A 19,651-nucleotide genomic window follows, 5' to 3' on the forward strand; every position below is an offset into this window, starting at 1 on the left:
CCCGCGGTACCACCCCAATTAGCCCCCACTGGGACTCTCTCGGCCGAGCGTTAACGGGCTCTCCCCAGTCTCCCCCGGTGAGAAGAAGCCTCTGTCCGTTGGCTTTCACCACTCCCAACTCGCTAGATGGCCAGATCGCTTCGTATTCGGGATCATCGACACTATTCTCGTTTTGCATATTTTACGAAAGCCGACGAGAAAACGCAAATTCGCCACGTCGTTCGGGGCGGCCGGTTTCTACTGCTAATCCCCGTCACCAATACCGTCTCACGGGGATGATGCCCCCCTCGAACCGAAAGCGAAGGACGTGACAGCAAAAGGTCCGGTCACGGAGAGCTTCGCCTGCCTGGAGACCTGGCTGCCAAACAGGTCCCGTGACGGAAGGATCGATAATCGACGGCGACAGATGAGCCCCCGACACGTACCAAAACCGAGACTTCACCGGCAGTTTGCATCGTCTTATGGTTTCGGTGCCAATTCAAGTACCCCATGATACTCCTGCTATAATAAGATAGTACCTCCGCAAGCGAAACCGGCCACGAGGTGAGATGTGTGCGCGAGAGAGAACTTTTACTGCTGGGCATCCTCATGGCCCATAGCCAACATGGCTACCAAATCAATGAGTTTATCGAGATGAACTTGAGTCGGGTCACCGATATGAAGAAATCCACCGCCTATGCCACCTTAGACCGCTTGGCCGTACAGGGGCTCGTGGAGGTTCACAGCGAACAGGCCGGCAATAGACCGGTTCGCAAAGTCTATTCCATCACAGCGCAGGGGATGCAGTACTTTCGCAATCTGCTTAAGGACAATTTAATGAGTGGCGACAAGATGCAGTTTACCGGCGACATCGGCCTGATGTTCATTGATCATCTCTCCAAAGAGGACGCGGTCCACTTCCTAGAAGAGCGTCGGGAATCATTAAGTCGTGAAATTGCACGCCACGAACAAGCCCCGCCCCATGGATTTGGCCTGGGTGTCGATCTCGCGATGGATCATCATCTCGCGCACCTAAAACTGGACCACGAGTGGCTCACCCAGGTTATTAACGATTTACGATACAATAGTCCCGATGACGCCGCTTCAGCGGTACCCAACCATGACCTGACAAGCAAGGGGGTCTCACATTAAACGCTTGCCCGTAGTCCGATGGGCCCAAGAAGTCACGCCTTCGATCACCATGAACGCTCAAAAGAAGCTGCGTGACATGGCCCCGGCGGAGTCTCGGCACCACATCACGCAGTCAGTGCCCCTTTTGCCCGTGTCTAATACCGATCTCACCCGTTCATCTAGGCAGCAGATCGCCGGTAAGCTGGCAACCGAGGACTTCAACTACGACTGGTAGACCACCGTGTACTTCTCAATCTTCGAACCCGTCGCGGGCGACCTCGAGGTTCGGTCATGGGAGTGAGCCTGGGCAAACGCATCGCTGTTTCTCCAGGCCTCAAAATCGGCCTCGCTTTCCCACTTGGTGTAGACGACCTGTTTATTTTCGCCCACGGCATCCAAAAACTGGAATTCAAGACACCCAGGGATCTTCTTCATATTTTCACCAGAGCCGGCAAACATTTGCGCCATGTGGCCCTTGGCGTCCTCGGGAATACTCAGCACGTTCATCACGACGTACATTGATGCAGCCCTCCCCGCTGATAGTGGTTAGATGGTGGAACACTTCTGACGTTCATCCCGTCCTCAGCAACATACCATAGTCATATCCGATTAGTCCATATTGGACTATAGCAATTGAAGCATGCCCGTTGAGATGACTGTCGAAACGGAGGCCAAGCGAAGGTAGTCAAAATGCCGACTCTGAAAAAACTTGCGGTCGAAAAAAGGAGAATGATTTTGGTGAACAGAATCTCAAACGGCGCGGAAGTTTTGCCATTCAATATTTTGTGAGGTAAGAGTATGGAGGAAACGCTTTGGGAGCTATCCCGGCTGTACCAGGTTTGGCGCGAGGCGCCCGCGCTGGACGTGGTGTTTCAGCCCTTGGTGCATATCCCCAGCGGTCAAGCCTTTGGTTTTGAGGCCCTAAGTCGGCCTCGGCTCGATGAGCGCCCCGTACCGATCGGCTTGTTGTTGGAATCGGCAGCTGGTACTGGCTCGCTGTCGACGTTTGACGAAATTGCCCTTCCGGCGATTTTTCGGGCGGCGGAACGCCTTCGGTTTCCATCGCATTTGCGGCTTTTCGTCAATGTCTCGCCTTTGACGCTGTTAAACCCGGACTTGTTGTTTCAGGCTTTGGCGTCGGTCGATCTCAAGCCGGAGCAAATGGTCATAGAAATCTCGGAACGAGAATCTATTCCGGAGTCCCTTCCTTTGGTGGAATTGCTGGCGCCCTTCCGCCGTGTGGGAATGGCCGTGGCCCTGGACGACTTTGGCGCCGGCTACTCCGGACTCAATCGCTTAGTCGGGCTCGATCCGGACTTTGCCAAGATCGATCTGAACCTGGTGCGGAATATTGACCAGAGCACCGTCAAGTATGCATTGGTCGAAAGTACGGTACGGTTTGCGCGCCAGGCCGGCCACTTGGAGATTCTAGCGGAAGGCATCGAAACTCCCGCTGAATTAGTCACGCTGCACGAGTTAGGGGTCGCTCTCGGGCAAGGCTTCCTCTTGGGAAAGCCCGCCCCCCATCTCGTGGTCGTGCCTCATCAAATCCCGCTCGCCAAAAAAACCCGACGGGCCCCCGATGCCCAGGCGCAACTGCAGGCCTTTTTAACTACCTCGCATCGCTTGGTGGACGGCATCGCCGCCGGGGAAGGCATGGCGAGCCATATGGTGCATTTGACGGCCCGTCTTTTAGGCGCCGATCACGTTATCTTATGGACGCCGACCAGCGACGGCCTGGAATTTCGCTATGCTTGGCCCAAGGAGCCTCCCACGGAGCGAATCCCGTTCGACATGGGCCATCCCGTATACCAGGCGCTGGTCGACCGACACACCAAGATTCTGCAGTCCCCATCGGACCTAAGCCCCGGTGCTGAGGGTCATGGCATGCAATCCATGATGATTATCCCGGTGGTCGATCATCAGAAGAGTCGTGCGGTCCTGTCGGTCGGCTTTTCCACACCGCTTCATATCCGTCCCGAGGATATTGCCGTAGCCGAAGGGGTGGCGCGGTTGATGGCGTTGACCTGGGTGTCCGATGAGAGCCCTCGCGAGGATGTTCCGGCTTTTGGGGAACCGCTCTTTGAAGCCATCTCCACGCTGGTAGCCCAAGGAGACTTGGATCCCTTGTTGGCCAAGGTGATGGAAGCAGCGCTGTCTGTTTCGGGAGGCCACCTTGGCTATATCGGCATCTTGACGGATGAAGCGCTGCATTGCGTCACTGCGGACGAGGAATCGTTTGACTTTGACCGTGAGGATCTCTTCGATCCCACCACCGATGATGGCCGGGGGCCGGTCGGCCAGGTGCTGCAGCGCCAAGCCTCAATGGTGATTCAAGACATTGACATCGAGCCGACCTTGGACCCTTGGCGTAAAGAAATGCTCGAAGACGGCATCCAGGCGGCCTTAGGCATCCCGTTGCTCTCCAGTGGACGGGTGCTCGGCATCCTCAAAGTGTATCACAGCCGCAAAAACGGCTTCGAGCCGGCTCGGGTTCGGCGCTTGGAAGCCTTAGCCTCGTTGGCCACCACCATTATTGAAAAATGGCAGGAAACCCATGCGGAAGCACGGCAGGCGATACGGGACAAATCTCAGCGGGTTATTGCATTGCTCCCGGAGCTCATCAAATCGCCCAGCGGAGCGGCCGGCCATCGCGCCGTGCAGAACACGCTGCTGGAACTCATGGAAGGCGATCAAACGGGAGTGCTTCGCCCTGACGCTGACGGACAGTTGGCGGCCGTCGATGGTGCCCTTCCCAGGCGTCGGGCAACGGCGATTACCCGCGTCGCCAAGGAAGCCATGGCCAAGAAATGTGTGGTCTTTGACGCCTCACCGGCGGGCGTGGCCGCCATCCCTCTCTTGATTGGCGGACAAGCCATCGGCGCCATTTGGGTCACCGGGCAGCCTGACGCCATGCGAAAGGCCGAAACCCTGAGCCATTCGCTGACCCCCCACCTGCTGTTGCTTTCGCTGGCGGGAAGCGTCGCCTGTCTCATGGAAGACGGACGGCTTCTCTAATAGGAAAGGTTGAGCCCACCGTCAACAGGGATCGTGGCCCCGGTGACATAGCTGGCCGAGGGACTCAACAAAAAGGCAATCACTTGGGCGGCCTCGTCGGGACGCCCAAGCCTATTTAAGGCGATACGCTGGCACACAGCGGCCTCTGCGGCCTCATCTTGCGTCCCCATGCCGGACGCCAGCGCCCCCAGTGAAACCAAATTGACGCGGACTCCGCGCGGCCCCCATTCAGTCGCCCAATGCCTCATCAGCCCTGAAAGGCCGGCCTTGGCGGCGCCATAGCCGGCTGCCGGACCCAACCGGCTTTGATATTGGGCGTCGACACTTCCGACCAGAACCACGCTCGATTCTGGTGCCATCCACGGCGAGAGCGCGCGTCCCAACGCCCAGGCTGAAGACAGATTCACGTCAAGCATCATCCGCCACTCATCCCAGGTGGTGCCCTCCATCCGATCGCTGAACACCACCCCGGCCAAGTGCACCAACCCGGAGACCTCGGCGTCTTGCTCGCGAAGCCACCTCTCCAGTGACGGGCCCCAAAGCTCCATGGGCTTTCGAAAGTCCGCGGGGATAAAGGCAACCCCGGGTCTTGCCACGGGAGTCCGTCCCAATGCAACCACCGGCAATCTCACCAGGTCCAAGAGGGCCTGGCCAATGGCAGAACTTAGGCCGGTAGCAATGATTACCTTTCTCGCCATAAAGAACATCTCCCGGATAAGCTCGCCCAACAGGGGCAAAGATTGGTATGATGGAACATGCGAGTATCGGCCGACTGAGAAAGGATGACCCACATGCCAGATTCCCTCTTTCGATTTAGCCCCCGCCCCAACCGCGCCCATGAAATTCAATGGCGCCCGTGGGGAGAGGATGCATTTAATGAGGCGCAAGAACAGCAAAAGCCGGTGCTGTTGTCTATCTCCGCCGTATGGTGCCATTGGTGCCACGTGATGGACGAGACCACCTATTCCGATCCTCGGATTATTCAACGCATCAATGAGCGACTCCTGCCGGTACGGGTGGACAACGACCAGCGGCCCGACGTCAACATGCGCTACAACATGGGCGGCTGGCCCACCACCGCCATTCTAACCCCAGCCGGTGAAATTATAACCGGGGGCACCTATGTGCCACCCGATCAGATGCTCCAGTTGTTGGATCAGGTCGACAACTACTGGAATGAGAACAAGGACAACCTGGGCAACACGTTAACCGAGCCCAATCTTCCCACCTTGGCCGAGGTCCAGACACCTGACCAGGCTGTTGTCGATGAAATCATCGAGACCATTCGCCAACAGTTTGACCGTGCCTATGGGGGGGTGGGCGTCATGCCCAAATTCCCTCAACCAGAAGTCTGGGAACTGTTCTTGTCCCACTTTACGGCGACGGGAGACGGGTCCCTAGCGGGGATGGCGGTCCGCACCTTGGACGCCATGGCGGGGTCCAACCTCTATGACCAACATGCCGGCGGCTTCTTCCGCTATTCCACTACGCGGGAGTGGACCATTCCCCATTTTGAGAAAATGCTGGAGGACAACGCGGAATTGGCACGGTTGTATTTGCGCGCCTTTCAAACGCTGGGCGACGAGACCTATCGTCAAATTACCGACCATTTGTTGAGTTGGGCCAACCGCACTCTCATGGGGCCCGATGGGCTCTGGGGTGGTTCGCAGGATGCCGACGAAGACTACTATCGCCTGCCGCCGGAAGAACGCGACAAGCGGCAGCAGCCCTATGTCGACCCCACCATTTATACGCATGCCAATGCGCTCATGATTCAAAGCCAACTACTCGCAGCTAGCCTCATCAACCCCAATCAGTATGGTCCGATTGCGCTGACCGCCTTGGAGGCGCTATGGGACCGAATGTGGGACGAGGACGAGGGAGGCTTGTACCATCTTGATCAGGACGAAGCGCCGGAATTAAAAGGGCTTCTCATGGACGTGGCTCCCATGGCTCATGCTCTGTTGGACGGCTATGAGTACACCGGCGATCCGGTCTTTTTAGAACGGACCCACACCCTCTTGGCCTGGGCGGATGCCCGGCTTCTTGGCGATCGGGTGTACTGGGATCAGACCGAGCGCGAAGGGTCCGATGCTGTGGGCCGCTTGAAGCATCGTCAGCAGCCCCTTAAGGAAAATGCCGTTATGGCCCGAGCTTGGCTCCGCCTCGGAACCATTGAAAACGACGAAGACGAGTTGAACCGCGGCCGGGCCATTTTGGGAGCGCTGGCGGACTACGCCAAGGAGCAGGGGATTTTTGCCGCCTCTTGGGCATTGGCGGCTGACATGGCCGAGGCTCCGGAGCTTACGGCCACCATCGTGGATTCCCCCAGCCATCCGGGCGTCGAGTTGCGTCGCGCGGTATTTGGTGTCTATGACCGTCGCCGGGCGATCCGCAGCTGGCCCGTTGGCACCCCCGAGTTCGAAGCCTCCGGGCTCCCGGAACTGCCGCTGCCGGCGCTCTATATCTGCCGCGGCACCGCCTGCGCCGCCCCAGTGACTGAGCCCGACCAGATCGTCGAGGCGCTCCGTTCCCTCATTTTTCCCGAGGGAACTCCGTTCCCTCAAGAAAACGGCCAAGCCTAAAAAGACCCCCGGGAGTTTCCTCCCGGGGCCTTTTTTATTGCCGACCGGCTTTGAGGGCCGCGCGGTCCACCACCACCGCATCGCCCCACAGTCGTTCCAAGTTATAGTATTGGCGCTCCTCCTCGGTGAACACATGCACCACCAGTCCGCCATAATCCAAGAGAACCCAATGAGCCCGGGCTCGGCCAACCTGGTTGATCCGTTCCAAACCTCGCGCCTGCAACGCCTCATCCACCGCATCGGCAATGGTTTGGACCTGAATCACGTTGGTTGCTGAAACAATCACAAAGTAGTCCGCAATCAGGGTGACGTCGCGCATATCCAGAACCACCACGCGCTCCCCTTTTTTGCCTTCTGCCGTATCAGCCGCCAATAAGGCGTTGGCCAATATGTCGTTCGTGATGATGCCCCCTTAATGAGTGTCCTGTACGGTGCCCGCCGTACACTGATCCAGCGCCCGCACCATGTCCGGATGTGGAGCAAGCCCCCTACTCAGAAGATATGCTTGGGTATTCTTCAATACGGCACAATACCCACCGTTTAAATCCTCAAGCGCCTGGAGATACAACGCTTCCCTAAGCGCGTATCGGCGCCCCGGTTCCACCCCATCGGCAATAAAGAGCGCCTGCGCCAAGGGTCCAAGATTAGCGGCGCCGGTGGTATGATAGCGGATGGCTTCGAGCACCTGCGGCGTCCCTCGCCCGGCGCGCTCTACCCATTTCGCAGCTATGGGGCCATGAAGAAGCAAGGGCTCTGCCTGTTCCTCAGGCCCGATAACAATCCCCAGAGTCTCGGCCTCGGCGAGGAGCGCCGGCCGCGACATCTCCCGCGCCAAATCATGCGCCCAGCCCCCAAACCAGGCCAGCTCTTCATCCAGATGGTGCTGTTGCGCCAACGCGCGCATCACCGCGGCAACACGCTCAGCGTGCGCCTGGCGATGGCGCGATAACGTCTGGAAGCGTTCCTCAAGGGTCACAGATAACCTCCCTGTCTTTCCGCCATCTTACAAGGAATCCGGACGGCTTGCAACGCAACGAAGGATCACGGCTCGCGCCGCGATCCTTCGAGGTTGTGCTGAGTTTGACCAGGTGTGGTTAGTACTTGCTTTGCCGCGGGCGCGCTTCGTTGACTATGATGTCGCGACCGCCCAGTTGCGTCCCATTCATCGCCTCAACCGCTTGCTCGACATCCTGATCCTCAACCTCAACAAAACCGAAACCGCGCGAGCGGCCGGTTTCCCGGTCAGTGATGATGCGCGCGCTCACCACTTGCACATGCCGCGAAAAAGCCTCGGCCAACTCGTCTTCCGACATTGACCACGGCAGATTACCCACATACAACGTCTTTGCCACTCAAATTCCTCCCTGTCTCTTCCTCAAGGCACCTGGCCAGGGACCCAGGCACCCGGTTCTCTAATCCACTCGGTACGGATAAGGAAACTCCGCGATGCTGGGAAACCACTGGACTTGAACACAGTATGAACATTTCTGGCGCCCTTCATGCCCCAAATTCGGCATAGACCTGATTCTTGGCGATATAGTGCTCTACCGCTTCGGGAACCAGGTACTTGATGGACAATCCTTGCTGCAACCGCTCGCGAATCTGGCTCGACGAGATGGCCAAGGCCGGCACTTCCAAGGGGTGAATCCGAGCCACCCGCTCGGCGCCCAGCTGCTGCTTCAGCGCTTCAATCTTCTTCAGCGAATAGCCTGGGCGACTAGCCGCAATCAGTTCGGCATTCTGGAAAATCGCATCCGGGTAGTGCCAACTCACAATATCCAAAATGGCATCCGCGCCGGTGATGAAATACCACAACACCTCCGGATCCAAAGCCCGAAAATGGGCCAGGGTATCGCTGGTGTAGGATGGCCCTTGGCGGTCAATCTCCACACGCGAGATTTCAAAGTGCTGATTCGAAACAATGGCCAAAAACGTCATCAGATACCGATGCTCGGGGTCGGCTACAGCTAAGCCGGACTTATGCGGAGGCTGTCCCGCGGGAATGAATATCACCTGATCCAGATGAAAAGCATCCCGAGCTGCTTCCGCTGCCACCAGGTGACCGTAATGGATTGGATTGAACGTGCCTCCCATAAGCCCTATGGCTCGACGCCCTTTAACCATTGTGACCCCAATTCGACGCCGTTTCGTTCAAATCCTCTATTTTTCGAGAATTAGGCCTCATCTTCTTCCTCAGCGGTCAAATCATCATTGCGGAAGAACAGCAAGCCTTCGCCCACCCAAACCGAGGTGTTGTTCGGCACCTTGGCCCGGCGGAGCGCCTCCACGACCCCCCGACGGCGCAGATATTCCACGAAGTAGTCTTCCGCATTGGCATGGCCCCAAAGTGTCATGCGCGCCCGCTGCTCCACGTCACCCACGATGCGCACGGCATCCTTGCCTTCCGGAATCACCCGAAATCCGCGCATAGGTGTCTGCAGCACCGGTTCACGCCGTACAGGCTCCAAGGCTGGGTGGACGTCCAAAAGACGCCGGACCCGCCACATCAAATCAGCCACGCCCTCTTTAGTCACGGCCGAGATCGGAATGACGGGCTCAGGCTGAAGACTTTGGCGAAACCGTTCGTAGACTGCCTCACTGCCGGAAACATCCAGCTTGGTCGCAACCACCAGCATGAGCTTCCCCGCTAACTCCGGCGAGAAAGAGGCTAGTTCATTTAAGATGATGTGGTAATCGTCTACGGGATCGCGGCCGGTGTCCGGACTCATATCCACCAAATGTAGCAAGATGCGGGTTCGCTTGAGATGGCGGAGAAATGTGTCGCCCAAGCCCAAGCCAGTATGGGCCCCTTCAATGAGGCCCGGTACATCCGCAATCACAAATGGATCCCCATAATCCGCCACCACCCCTAAATTGGGTACTAGGGTCGTAAACGGATAGTCCGCTATCTTCGGCCGAGCCGCCGACACAACGCTAATCAAGGTGCTTTTGCCGGCATTAGGAAACCCCACTAGACCCACATCAGCCAACAGATTCAGCTCCAGCCGGACATCGAACGCCTCGCCGGGCTCCCCGCGCTCTGCCACCTTGGGCGCTCGATGAGTGGAACTGACAAAGTGCGTATTGCCTTTTCCCCCTCGTCCGCCCTGCGCGATGATGGCGGTCTCCCCGGGGTAGATCAGGTCCGCTACAACCTCTCCATTTTCCCGGGTCACCAGGGTTCCAGGGGGCACCTTCACCACTAGGTCCTCTCCGTCTTTTCCGTGGCGCCGGTTATTGCCGCCCGGCTCACCGTCCTGGGCCCGAAACCGACGGTTGTGGCGAAAGTCCATCAAGGTGTTGAGTCCGGGATCCACCTGAAAAATCACATCGCCGCCACGGCCCCCGTCTCCGCCTGCGGGCCCGCCATTCGGCACATACTTTTCACGGCGGAACGCCATGGAGCCGTTGCCGCCCCGACCAGCCTCGACATAAATGGTGACTTCATCAACAAACATGGTATCCCTCGCTCACAGCTGCTCAGATGTGCTTTGGACGGCGTTCCGCCTTGAAGGCCAACTTATGGCGACTCCGTCCGGCCCCAGCGTCCATCCGCGGGGCACCGAGCGCGGTGCGTCGGCCACCACAATACGAAAACCTTCGCCGGCAAAGTCGACCGTCATGGTACTTTGCGCCATGCGGATAGCTTCCCTCAATCGCCGCTCAAGAATCCAAGCCATGCGGTAGCTGGGTGCTAAAGTATCCAGTCCTGACCACCGGATCACCACGCCCCGCTCCTCGCCACGTGCATCCCAGCGTAAAAACAAGTAGCTCCAATGACTCGGAAGGTGGCGAAACCAGCGGGATTGGGATGCCTCTTGGATCATGAGCCGCTCCATGGCCTCTTCAGCCTTTTGCACGGCGCCCAGCTGCAACCAGCCCGTGACTAGTTGCAGCTGGTTCGCAAGCCGATGGCGGCGCTGTCGAATGATGAAAATCGCTTCCCGGCGGTGGCGGAAAGCCGCCCACTCCGCTACATAAAGGACAATAATCAGAAGTACAAAAAGGCGCCAAGGGCGGTGCAACGTGTAGTCGACCACCCCTAGCGCTAGGAGCACTCCAATTCGAATCCAAAATCCTCTCACCGTCGAAGCCGGAAACTACTGAGCCTCAGTTACTGGAACAATGTCGATGACCCGACGCGTGTGGCTCTTTTCCCGGAACTCAACGCGCCCATCGACCTTGGCATACAGCGTAAAGTCACGGCCCATGCCGACGTTGTTGCCGGGATGAAATTGCGTACCCCGCTGGCGGATAATGATGGATCCGGCACTCACAACCTGACCCTGGTGGCGTTTCACACCCAACATCTTGGGGTTGGAATCACGTCCGTTGCGGGAGCTACCGCCACCCTTTTTGTGTGCAAACAACTGTAACCGCATCTGATGTCCTCCTTAATCAATCCGTGTTCAAAACTTAATTCTGCTCTTGGTAGCGGACCGCCTGCGGCTCCGATGCCGCTAAATCCTTCAGCCCCACCAATATGGTTTCCACCACCGCCCGGGTCTCAGCCCCCATCGGCTGATGGAAAAGAAACTCCGCATTCCCGGGCTCGACTTGCCCACCCGCCGGCTCGTGCACGACTCGTGCTAATCCCAGAGACAATGTCTCCACTAACGCGCTCACCGCCGCGCAGACAATGTCTTCGCCATAGGCGCCCTGGCCGGCATGCCCGCTCACCCGGAGCTTCCACGGTTGGCCATCCGGGCCACGGGTAAGGCCAACCGTTACCATTAGAGTTCGATGCGGTCGATCCGGACCCGCGTTTGCGATTGACGATGACCCTGACGCCGACGGTAGTTGCTCTTTGGCTTGTACTTGAAGACCAAAATCTTTTTGCCCCGCTCCTGCCCTAACACGGTGGCCAACGCCTTCGCGCCGGGAACATATGGGGTGCCAACGACCGGCTCACCCTCATCCCCCACGACCATTAAAAGGTTCTGAAAAGTTAACTCTTCCCCCGGTTCTCCGGGCAATTTTTCCACAACTAAAACTTGACCGGGTTCCACACGATATTGCTTGCCCCCGGTTTCAATCACTGCATACACAAGAAAGTCCTCCTCATCCTGAGGTACCGTTAGTCCAATGCATGCTATCACATTCCGGATCGATTGTCAAACAGCGCGGTTCATGGATCGGCCCGCCGGGCCCCTTCGGGCGGCACCCGAAGAATGATGTAGACCAGATTGACCAGCCACTCCAACTTCCCGCGTACGCCGAGAACCAAAAAACCTGCCACAACGCCCACCAGTCCGCCGAATAGTACGTCCGTCGGCCAGTGTACGCCCACAAACACACGAGCCCAGGCGACGGCAAACGCCAAGATTAACGCCCAAATCCCGTCTCCGACGCCAGCATAAAGAAGTCCAATGGCAAAGCCGAAGCTGCCGGCCGCGTGGTCGCTAGGAAATGAGGTGTCCTTGGGATGCGTAATGAGTTGGTGAACTAAATGCGGCTCCAATACAAAAGGACGGGGGCGATACGGCGTCACATGCGAGATGATCACGTTAATCACCAACGCGACCACGCCCGCTACCACGGAATACACCACTGCCCGCCGAGCCCGGGTGCGGCGATACGGAGGCCAAAACCACATGACAATAAAGATGAGTGCCCAAATCTCCGGGGCGAACTTCGCCAAGACCACCCCCAGCAAATCGAGAATGGCATTGTGGCCCGCCGGCGCGTTTACCCAATGCTGCACATAGAAGTCAAAACTATTGACGCCTGGATGTACCAAACTAGTCCCTCCGTTGTTCCCGTAATTACCATTCCCCGTTTAAACGCACGACTTGGCAAAAATATTACCCACGGTATCGACCGCAACCGAAACGGGTGCCCCACCCTTGGGCGGTTTGGAAGGAAGAAGGCGCTTTCCCCGTTGGGAAGCGCCCTCATCTTGTCCATGTTGACTCTATTTGCTCGCCGCCACTTCGTCATCGACCCGGGCCACGATGCGCGCGGTCGCAAAGGTACGGAGCGCCCGTACAATCTCCACCTCCACGCGCTCTCCCACGTGGCTCCCACCGCTTTCAATATCCACTACGTAGCCTGAGATGCGGGCAATGCCGTCGTTGGGATTGGTGGCGTGGCGCTCAGCAATCTCCAATTCCAAATGGTCCCCATCATGGACCGGAAGCGCACTCTGTTCCACCTCGGCCTTGTTCCCCACGGCCACAAATTCCACATGATTGATATCCGTCACGTCAACCCCGCGTACAAACACCGAGCGGCCGGTATCATGCTCCAAAACCCGCAGATTGCTGCCTCCCGGTCCAATCAAGTGCGCCGCCACCAAGGGGTGGGTCTCAACCAGCACCGCCTCGGCTCCCGTCTCGCGGAGCTTTTCCATAATGCGATAGCGGATGCGCCGTGCCACCACATCTTCCGACAGGACATGACCCCGTCCCTCGCAGACTGGGCATACGCGCGTCATCTGATTTAACAACGACTCCCGCACCTTCTTGCGCGTCATCTCCAACAAGCCAAGCCGCGTCAAGCCGAGCACTGTGACCCGGGTGCGGTCATCGCGCAAGGCCTTTTGAAAGGTTTTGATGACCTCCGTCTGGTCCGCTTCATTCTCCATATCGATGAAGTCGACAATCACAATGCCGCTAATGTCGCGCAACCGCAATTGGCGGGCGATTTCAACCGCCGCCTCTTTGTTGGTGGCCAGTACGGTGTCGGAGAGGTCCGTGGTCCCGACATTCTTGCCGGTGTTGACATCGATTACCGTGAGCGCCTCGGTTTCGTCAATGACCAAATATCCGCCGCATTTGAGCCACACGCGGCGCTTCAATGCCCGATCCAATTCCGCTTCAATGCCGCGCGCTTCGAAGATCGGGACCGGCCCCTGGTATAGCTCAATACGGCTTTTCAGTCCCGGAGAAAGCGACTGGGCCAATTCCCGAGCACGCATATAAGCATGCGGGTCATCAATGATAAAGCGATCCACGCTGTCATCCAAGTGATCGCGCAGGCTCTTGGCAATCAGCCCGGCCTCGCGATGCAACATCTGCGGCGCCCGCGAAGTCCGGCTCTTATGCCGCACGCGCGACCACACCCGTCTCAGGTAGGCTAAGTCCCGCATCAGCGCCCGTTGCGATGCCCCTTCGGCCACCGTACGGACAATTAAACCCATCCCCTTAGGGCGCAGCTTTTCCGCCATTTCCCGGAGCCGTTCGCGTTCCCGCTCACTTTCAATGCGCCGCGATACCCCCACCGTTTCGGAATACGGGGTGAGCACCAGATAGCGGCCCGGAAGACTAATATCGGTGGTCACGCGAGCTCCCTTGTTGCCAATGGGCTCCTTGGCGATTTGCACCACAACCTCCTGGCCCACCTTGAGCACGTCCTGAATTGGCCGTGATTTGGTGTGGTCACGATCCTCCGCATGCGCATCGTCCACATAGAGAAACGCATTTTTCTCCAGTCCAAGATTCACAAACGCCGCCCGCATTCCGGGCAACACATTTTCTACGCGGCCTTTGTATATGTTGCCGGCCGCCTGCTCAGCCTCCTCGTGGGTAATGTAAAACTCGACCAGTTGCCCGTCTTCCACAATTGCCAAACGACTTTCGTGCGGTGCATAGTTAATCAAAAGTTCCTTAAAAACTTTTTGCTCCGGCTCTTCAGGGGAATCCGCGTCCCCTAGGGATTTTTGGCCGGGTACCTCTTCCGCCGCGTCAGCCACAACCAAAGCTGGCAAAATCCCCCAACGGCGACGCTTGCGCCGTGGCATGGTGAAACCCCTTTCTTGGATTCTCAAAAATTTCTAAACTTTAGGGGGACACCTCTTCGCGTAAAGGATGTCCTCAAGGGTATCATACCATGAACCACCCCCCAGTCAATCGGGCTAGCCCGAGAGTAGTTCGGCGATGGGCAGTTCCGGCCCGAACCGTTCCATGCCCGACAGCAGCGCCTCTTCATAGAGAATACCCATTCGCCTCATGTCGGCATCCAACACCACGACCCGATGGTACTTCAAAGGCCGCATGACCCGGATCACGTCGCCGAGCGCCACATCCCCCCGGACCGCCAAGTCCTCCACGGTCCACACGGGCCGGCGCTGAAAACCCAAAATCCGCTGGCCGAGGTCGCGAATGATGAGGTAAGGCGCATGGTGCGGCGTCCTGTAAGCACCCCAATATAAAAACGCGGCAAAGATTCCGAGCCCCAATTGCAGTTGACCCCCGGCCAGCATCGCCAGGGCGGCCGCAAATAGAAGGCGCGCCAGCCATAGTCCGCCTTCCCTGACCCGCCGCTCGGATTCCTGATACCCCATCTGCCGTGAGAGATAGAGGCGCGCTAGGCGGCCGCCATCCAGCGGTGCCACCGGCAAAAGGTTGATGGCGCCAATGGCTAGATTGGCCTCGATAAACTGGGTTACGTACTCCGGATTCATTGGCAGCGCCCGCTGAAAGGCCCAGGCGAAAGCCGCCCAAAAAAAATTGGCCAAAGGTCCCGCAACCGCCACCATGGTCTCCACATAGGGATCCTGGGTGTCAAGACCAGGGATGCGCGCCATGCCCCCAAACGGCCAAATCTCGATGCGCTCGATATCCAGGCCGTACAAATCGGCCACCACGGCATGGGTCAGCTCATGCAAGGTGACGGCCAAAAAGGCGATAATCATGGTGCGCCCATGACCGGCTGCCCCGTAGAGTACTAACACCCCTAGGAAAAGCGGATTAATGCGGACTTGGCGCCACAGAGGAGCGCGTGCCATGTTAGTGTCGAATCCACCCGGCCCCAAAGAGCGCCGAGCCTAAGGGATTCACGGGATACCCATCTTTGGTGGCGCCAAGCGTCAACTCCCGGGACCTGAGGTGGCCAATCACGGTGGTCGGCTGGACCCGTTGACCTTTATGGAGGGCTGCCGGGGCGATGCCCTTGAAGTCCACGAGATACCCATTAGCGCGAACTTCAACCGCCGTCCGGCTGACCCGAACCACGGATGCCATCATCCCCGCTTCGACCGGTGCATGAAGCCCCGCTTTAATGGTAGCTGCCGGATTGAATCGGGCTTTAGCCCCGGTTCCCTGCCACCCGAAGGACTGCACCAGCCTTGCGCTGGCCACCGGCGAAATCCAATGCGGGACTGTCTTGGCGGCAGGAGAGGCGATTCCCTTAGGCATGGGCAGGGACAGGCTGCCCAGGTGAGCCCCTGCGGGAACATGCGTGCTGGTCTCAATCCAATGTTGTGTATTGGCCATAATAAGGCGGGCGGCCCGGCCTGACGTGTGCGAGGCCAGTGCCAGGGTCATGAGAATCAACCCCGCAATTAGCCAGCGCACCCATCCCATACGGGGCATCGTCTCCGGGCTTGGCTTATCCTGAGGCCAGGAAATTTCCGGTTTGGCCATGTCCATCCCTCCACGAGATGGTATGAGCCGGCGATAGGCAATATGTCCCAGTACTTAGCTTAAGGGAGAGTAATACACTGCCAGGGAATGCGGCAGTATACCGAAGTCGAGAAGCCAACGCGAATCCTGGCGGGTCACCTCGTGCTGCAAGAAGCCCCACTCCTCGCCGGTCAAAATCGGACCCACACGCCCCACCCGATTGAGAACGTAATAGGCATAGCGCTTGGGGACCCGCAGGGTGAGAATGCGGAAGAGATGCACGTCACGGGCAATGTGGCGAACCACGTCCTCCAGCTTCATCGACTGCGGTCCTCCGATATCGTAAATCTGCCCAATAGTGCGTTCCAGCCACAGCGAGCGCAGTGCGATTTCCGCTACATCGCCGACATAGACGGGCTGAATCAATGGTTTGGACTCCGGGAGCACCGCCCATGGGCGGTTGGCCGCTTCTTCGAGTCGCTTGAAGGTTTCCGACCCATGGCCAAACATGAGGTGCGGACGCAAAATCGTGTATTCCAGCCCGGAATTGACCACCACCTGCTCCCCCACCCATTTGCTCTGCTGAAAGCGCGTGGGCGCATGAAATCCCGCTCCCATGGCGCTAATATAGATAAATCGCTGCACGCCTCGCTCTTGGGCTTCCCGTACAATGCGGCGGGTCCCCTCTTCATGCAAGGCCTCAACCTGGTCGGTTTCGCCGGGATGATGCCCGGCACAGTGAATAATGGCGTCAAACGTTAGTTCGGGTCCCTCAAAGCCCTCCTCTTTCAACAAGTCCCCAACCATGGGCACGACGCTCAAATCGTTCTGGATCTCCCGGGTGAGCCCTACCACCCGATAGCCCATCCGCATGAGCCGTTGGCTCAACTCTCGTCCTAGAAAGCCGGTCGCTCCCGTGACCAACACATTGCGCATGTCGCGAACGCTCCTTTGCCGTCGAATGGATATTCCATTTGCGACCGAGCTAATCCTTTTTTGAGGAGGCCCTTTTTTGCCGGTTCGAGGAGCGGGAAAAGAGGCGCCGTTCAATACGCTCAAGCCGACTTTGAATCCGGGCCAACACGACGAATATTGCAAGAAGAAAGGCTAAATCGAGGGCTAACAGCACCAATCCGTCAGTTTTCACCGGATCCCTCCCCCCGCGGCAATGCCGCGATATCGCGAAGTTTGACGGATGCCGCCCAAATCCCTTTGGGCTCCTTTAAGATCACCGGGGCCCTGGCGCATCGCCCGAGACACCGGACAGCGGTCACACGCACGCCCTGGCGCGCGCGAAAGGCAGGGGACCGGCGCATGGCGTCCATGAGGAGTTGGGATCCCTTGGCACGGCAGGCGCTTCCCTGGCACACGAAGAGATGTTGCTGATAACGGGGCACGTGCACCGTCACCGGCGGCTTCGGCTCCCGAAGTCCGAGATGGCAGGCAAGGCTGAGCGCCAGGCCCAGCATCAATCCGATTCCGCCTCCCTCGGATCCCCAATACAACAGCGCTCCCACACTCGCCCCCAGGGCGGCATACAAAAGTCCTGCCCCCCGGCGTGGGCGCCCCGCGATCGCGAGCCATCCCGCCATGGCCAGCCACACGCCGGCTACCATGCCGGCATGATGGGGCCACCAAAGACGCGCAACCAACAGCCCAAAGACGCACAAGGCGCCGAGCTCCCTCCATTTGGATGGTGCCCGACGCCCCAAGATACCCGCCAACACTAGGACCATGCCGCCCCAAAGGGCCGCCAAGAGGCGAATGGTCACCATTGCCGACGTCGATAACGCGGCTCCGGCCTGATGCCGAAGATGCGGAACAATAGCTTAACCAGCCACTCCAGCCAGCCTCTCAAAGCCAGCACGATAAGTCCGGCGACAACGCCCACGGCCGCCCCGACGATAACGTCGGTCGGCCAGTGCAACCCCACGAAGACGCGCGCAATGGCCACGGCGGCGGCCAATATCAATGCCAAAATCCCATCACTGGCACCGGCAAAGAATAACCCCACGGCAAAGCCGAAACTCCCGGCGGCGTGATCACTGGGGAAGGAGGTATCGCGTTTATGGGACACCAGTTGATGAATCAGATGAGGCTCATACACAAAAGGCCGCGGGCGATACGGGAAGATGTGGCCCAAGATGACATTAATCACCAACGCCAACACACCCGCTACCACGGCATAAACCACAGCCCGGCGCGCTCGATTCTCTCGAAGCGGCGGCCAAAACCACAGCAGCAAAAAGATGACAGCCCAAATTTCCGGCGCGTATTTGGCTAAGACGATCGCCAAATGATTCAACAGTGGACTATATCGTGACCAACCATTGACCACGAGCTCCCAATGCTTGTCGAATCCTGTAATGGGAAATTGATGTGTCAATTCGGTCCCCCTACGAGGTCTTGTTCACTAAGCTGGTTCGAGTATAACACAGGCACTGGTTTTGCCACGGAAGGCTTGTAGCCCTGGACTTTGCGCCGTCCATAGACATTCAGCAAGAGGCCAATCGCCGCCGAGTCGGCCATCAAGGCCGATCCCCCGTAACTCATGAAAGGCAAGGGAACCCCTGCCACCGGCATAATGCCGGATGCCATCCCGGCGCTTTCGATGACGTGAAAGGCAAACATCGACGCCACACCAGCGGCCAAAAGCATCCCGAAGCGATCCTTCGCCTGGGTGGCGATGTAAACCGCCCGGGCAATGATGAGCAAGTAGACAAACAAAATCGCCATCGATCCCACAAAACCCAACTGTTCGCCAATGCCCGCATAGATGAAGTCCGTGTAGGACTCTGGCAAATAGCCTAACAGCGTCGTGTGGGCGCCCATGGTCAGGCCGCTTCCGGTGAGGCCGCCAACCCCGATGTCGATGCGGGATTGAATCACGTTATAGCCGGTGCCCAAGGGATCTTTGTTGGGATTAATGAAGGCGGTCAGCCGGTTGAGCTGATAGGTGTGCATAATGGGGATCTTGATGCCATAGCGGTAGTGCAGATAAATCCATAGCACCATCAGGCCCAACCCCGCGGGAAACACCAGCATTTTCAGCCAGGGCAGCCCCGCCATATACAGCATGCCAATTGTAATGGCGGCAAACACCAAGGTGGTACCAAGATCCGGCTGCTTCAAAATCATGAGCATCGGGATGCCAACGTGCACCAACGGGCTGACCATGTCCCGCCAGTGCTTCAAACTCTTCTTTTTGTCCAGATGGGTGGCCAAGGTAATGATAATCGCCACCTTGGCGAGTTCCGAGGGCTGCAACTGAAAGGGCCCGATCGGAATCCACCGTTGGGCACCAAGCGCGGATTGCCCGTGCACCAACACGATGCCCAAAAGGCCGATTGCTGCCCAGTAGATGTAAGGGGCAAATTTTTTGAAGTGCTCGTAGTTAATCCATGTCGCAACGACCAGCACCACCGTCCCGAGCCCAAACCAGATCATCTGACGCTTCACAAAATAGGTCGGATCTCCGGATGGTGCCCAGGGACGGGATGCACTGGCCAAAACAACAATGGACACTGCCGCCAAGAGATACATGGCGATCAGGGTGAAATAGTCTAATTGAAAGCGCGTATGGCGGTTTCCCAC

23 protein-coding genes are annotated in these 19,651 nt (G+C 58.1%); 3 read left to right on the plus strand and 20 right to left on the minus strand.

The genetic code is table 11. The features are described 5' to 3' along the window. Positions 1-552 precede the first annotated feature (552 nt). Positions 553-1,131 (plus strand): helix-turn-helix transcriptional regulator, encoded by a 579-nt coding sequence (locus tag HIJ39_RS02430; RefSeq protein WP_169096340.1) that lies wholly within the window; start codon positions 553-555, stop codon positions 1,129-1,131. A gap of 201 nt (positions 1,132-1,332) precedes the next feature. Here HIJ39_RS02430 and HIJ39_RS02435 read toward each other — a convergent pair whose 3' ends face one another. Next, a complete protein-coding gene (locus tag HIJ39_RS02435; RefSeq protein ID WP_169096342.1) occupies positions 1,333-1,629 on the minus strand; it encodes an antibiotic biosynthesis monooxygenase family protein in 297 nt (98 codons plus the stop codon). 279 nt (positions 1,630-1,908) lie between these two features. On the opposite strand from HIJ39_RS02435, the gene HIJ39_RS02440 reads away from it, so the two are divergent. Continuing rightward, the gene (locus HIJ39_RS02440) at positions 1,909-4,128 is read left to right on the plus strand and encodes an EAL domain-containing protein (RefSeq protein WP_169096344.1); all 2,220 of its coding nucleotides are present in this window, start codon (positions 1,909-1,911) and stop codon (positions 4,126-4,128) included. Here the strand turns inward: HIJ39_RS02440 and HIJ39_RS02445 are convergent. Beyond that, a complete protein-coding gene (locus HIJ39_RS02445) occupies positions 4,125-4,826 on the minus strand; it encodes an SDR family NAD(P)-dependent oxidoreductase (protein WP_169096346.1) in 702 nt (233 codons plus the stop codon). The genes HIJ39_RS02440 and HIJ39_RS02445 overlap by 4 nt on opposite strands. A 93-nt stretch (positions 4,827-4,919) precedes the next feature. On the opposite strand from HIJ39_RS02445, the gene HIJ39_RS02450 reads away from it, so the two are divergent. Continuing rightward, on the plus strand, positions 4,920-6,713 hold the full coding sequence (locus tag HIJ39_RS02450) for a thioredoxin domain-containing protein (RefSeq protein ID WP_169096348.1): 1,794 nt from the start codon (positions 4,920-4,922) through the stop codon (positions 6,711-6,713). A 34-nt stretch (positions 6,714-6,747) separates the two neighbouring features. Here the strand turns inward: HIJ39_RS02450 and rsfS are convergent, their stop codons facing one another. The 18 genes from rsfS to rodA form a co-directional block, all read right to left on the minus strand. Further along, positions 6,748-7,101, minus strand: coding sequence for a ribosome silencing factor (gene rsfS / locus HIJ39_RS02455; RefSeq protein ID WP_243239291.1), 354 nt, complete (start codon positions 7,099-7,101; stop codon positions 6,748-6,750). A 24-nt stretch (positions 7,102-7,125) separates the two neighbouring features. Then, positions 7,126-7,689, minus strand: a complete 564-nt coding sequence (gene yqeK, locus HIJ39_RS02460) for a bis(5'-nucleosyl)-tetraphosphatase (symmetrical) YqeK (RefSeq protein ID WP_169096350.1) — start codon at positions 7,687-7,689, stop codon at positions 7,126-7,128. Between the two features lie 118 nt (positions 7,690-7,807). After that, positions 7,808-8,065 (minus strand): RNA-binding protein, encoded by a 258-nt coding sequence (locus HIJ39_RS02465; protein WP_169096352.1) that lies wholly within the window; start codon positions 8,063-8,065, stop codon positions 7,808-7,810. A 145-nt stretch (positions 8,066-8,210) separates the two neighbouring features. After that, positions 8,211-8,837, minus strand: a complete 627-nt coding sequence (gene nadD / locus HIJ39_RS02470) for a nicotinate-nucleotide adenylyltransferase (protein WP_169096355.1) — start codon at positions 8,835-8,837, stop codon at positions 8,211-8,213. Positions 8,838-8,887: 50 nt separating this feature from the next. After that, entirely contained in the window at positions 8,888-10,171 is a 1,284-nt protein-coding gene (obgE, locus tag HIJ39_RS02475; protein ID WP_169096357.1) for a GTPase ObgE, read from the minus strand. 12 nt (positions 10,172-10,183) lie between these two features. Further along, positions 10,184-10,771 carry a Spo0B domain-containing protein gene (locus HIJ39_RS02480; protein WP_338055060.1) on the minus strand — a complete coding sequence of 196 codons (588 nt, stop codon included), beginning with the start codon at positions 10,769-10,771 and terminating at the stop codon, positions 10,184-10,186. 42 nt (positions 10,772-10,813) lie between these two features. Next, positions 10,814-11,095: a 50S ribosomal protein L27 gene (gene rpmA, locus HIJ39_RS02485; RefSeq protein ID WP_169096361.1), complete on the minus strand. Its 282-nt coding sequence runs from the start codon at positions 11,093-11,095 to the stop codon at positions 10,814-10,816. Between the two features lie 34 nt (positions 11,096-11,129). Then, positions 11,130-11,447 (minus strand): ribosomal-processing cysteine protease Prp, encoded by a 318-nt coding sequence (locus HIJ39_RS02490; RefSeq protein WP_169096363.1) that lies wholly within the window; start codon positions 11,445-11,447, stop codon positions 11,130-11,132. Beyond that, a complete protein-coding gene (gene rplU, locus HIJ39_RS02495) occupies positions 11,447-11,761 on the minus strand; it encodes a 50S ribosomal protein L21 (RefSeq protein ID WP_169096365.1) in 315 nt (104 codons plus the stop codon). Before rplU ends, HIJ39_RS02490 begins: the two co-directional genes overlap by 1 nt. A gap of 80 nt (positions 11,762-11,841) precedes the next feature. After that, a complete protein-coding gene (locus HIJ39_RS02500; RefSeq protein ID WP_169096367.1) occupies positions 11,842-12,453 on the minus strand; it encodes a phosphatase PAP2 family protein in 612 nt (203 codons plus the stop codon). A gap of 174 nt (positions 12,454-12,627) precedes the next feature. Further along, positions 12,628-14,454, minus strand: coding sequence for an Rne/Rng family ribonuclease (locus tag HIJ39_RS02505; protein ID WP_169096369.1), 1,827 nt, complete (start codon positions 14,452-14,454; stop codon positions 12,628-12,630). 114 nt (positions 14,455-14,568) lie between these two features. Continuing rightward, the gene (locus HIJ39_RS02510; RefSeq protein ID WP_169096371.1) at positions 14,569-15,441 is read right to left on the minus strand and encodes a site-2 protease family protein; all 873 of its coding nucleotides are present in this window, start codon (positions 15,439-15,441) and stop codon (positions 14,569-14,571) included. A gap of 1 nt (position 15,442) precedes the next feature. Then, a complete protein-coding gene (locus tag HIJ39_RS02515; protein ID WP_169096373.1) occupies positions 15,443-16,078 on the minus strand; it encodes a hypothetical protein in 636 nt (211 codons plus the stop codon). A gap of 54 nt (positions 16,079-16,132) precedes the next feature. Further along, a complete protein-coding gene (locus HIJ39_RS02520) occupies positions 16,133-16,993 on the minus strand; it encodes an SDR family oxidoreductase (RefSeq protein ID WP_169096375.1) in 861 nt (286 codons plus the stop codon). Positions 16,994-17,042: 49 nt separating this feature from the next. After that, positions 17,043-17,204 carry a hypothetical protein gene (locus tag HIJ39_RS02525; protein ID WP_169096377.1) on the minus strand — a complete coding sequence of 54 codons (162 nt, stop codon included), beginning with the start codon at positions 17,202-17,204 and terminating at the stop codon, positions 17,043-17,045. Further along, on the minus strand, positions 17,194-17,832 hold the full coding sequence (locus HIJ39_RS02530; RefSeq protein ID WP_169096379.1) for a (2Fe-2S) ferredoxin domain-containing protein: 639 nt from the start codon (positions 17,830-17,832) through the stop codon (positions 17,194-17,196). Before HIJ39_RS02530 ends, HIJ39_RS02525 begins: the two co-directional genes overlap by 11 nt. Then, positions 17,826-18,443 carry a phosphatase PAP2 family protein gene (locus tag HIJ39_RS02535; protein WP_169096381.1) on the minus strand — a complete coding sequence of 206 codons (618 nt, stop codon included), beginning with the start codon at positions 18,441-18,443 and terminating at the stop codon, positions 17,826-17,828. The genes HIJ39_RS02530 and HIJ39_RS02535 overlap by 7 nt, the downstream gene beginning before the upstream one ends. Further along, a complete protein-coding gene (gene rodA / locus HIJ39_RS02540) occupies positions 18,440-19,651 on the minus strand; it encodes a rod shape-determining protein RodA (RefSeq protein ID WP_338055061.1) in 1,212 nt (403 codons plus the stop codon). The genes HIJ39_RS02535 and rodA overlap by 4 nt, the downstream gene beginning before the upstream one ends.

It is taken from the genome of Sulfobacillus harzensis, from assembly GCF_012933365.1.
GTDB classification, from domain to species: domain Bacteria; phylum Bacillota; class Sulfobacillia; order Sulfobacillales; family Sulfobacillaceae; genus Sulfobacillus_B; species Sulfobacillus_B harzensis.

Bases quoted from the DNA above. Each gene is read 5' to 3' on its own strand.
- HIJ39_RS02435 (WP_169096342.1), bottom strand. From the start codon at position 1,629: ATGTACGTCGTGATGAACGTGCTGAGTATTCCCGAGGACGCCAAGGGC.
- HIJ39_RS02440 (WP_169096344.1), top strand. From the start codon at position 1,909: ATGGAGGAAACGCTTTGGGAGCTATCCCGGCTGTACCAGGTTTGGCGC.
- HIJ39_RS02445 (WP_169096346.1), bottom strand. From the start codon at position 4,826: ATGGCGAGAAAGGTAATCATTGCTACCGGCCTAAGTTCTGCCATTGGC.
- HIJ39_RS02450 (WP_169096348.1), top strand. From the start codon at position 4,920: ATGCCAGATTCCCTCTTTCGATTTAGCCCCCGCCCCAACCGCGCCCAT.
- nadD (WP_169096355.1), bottom strand. From the start codon at position 8,837: ATGGTTAAAGGGCGTCGAGCCATAGGGCTTATGGGAGGCACGTTCAAT.
- obgE (WP_169096357.1), bottom strand. From the start codon at position 10,171: ATGTTTGTTGATGAAGTCACCATTTATGTCGAGGCTGGTCGGGGCGGC.
- rpmA (WP_169096361.1), bottom strand. From the start codon at position 11,095: ATGCGGTTACAGTTGTTTGCACACAAAAAGGGTGGCGGTAGCTCCCGC.
- HIJ39_RS02490 (WP_169096363.1), bottom strand. From the start codon at position 11,447: ATGGTAACGGTTGGCCTTACCCGTGGCCCGGATGGCCAACCGTGGAAG.
- HIJ39_RS02505 (WP_169096369.1), bottom strand. From the start codon at position 14,454: ATGCCACGGCGCAAGCGTCGCCGTTGGGGGATTTTGCCAGCTTTGGTT.
- HIJ39_RS02510 (WP_169096371.1), bottom strand. From the start codon at position 15,441: ATGGCACGCGCTCCTCTGTGGCGCCAAGTCCGCATTAATCCGCTTTTC.
- HIJ39_RS02515 (WP_169096373.1), bottom strand. From the start codon at position 16,078: ATGGCCAAACCGGAAATTTCCTGGCCTCAGGATAAGCCAAGCCCGGAG.
- HIJ39_RS02520 (WP_169096375.1), bottom strand. From the start codon at position 16,993: ATGCGCAATGTGTTGGTCACGGGAGCGACCGGCTTTCTAGGACGAGAG.
- HIJ39_RS02530 (WP_169096379.1), bottom strand. From the start codon at position 17,832: ATGGTGACCATTCGCCTCTTGGCGGCCCTTTGGGGCGGCATGGTCCTA.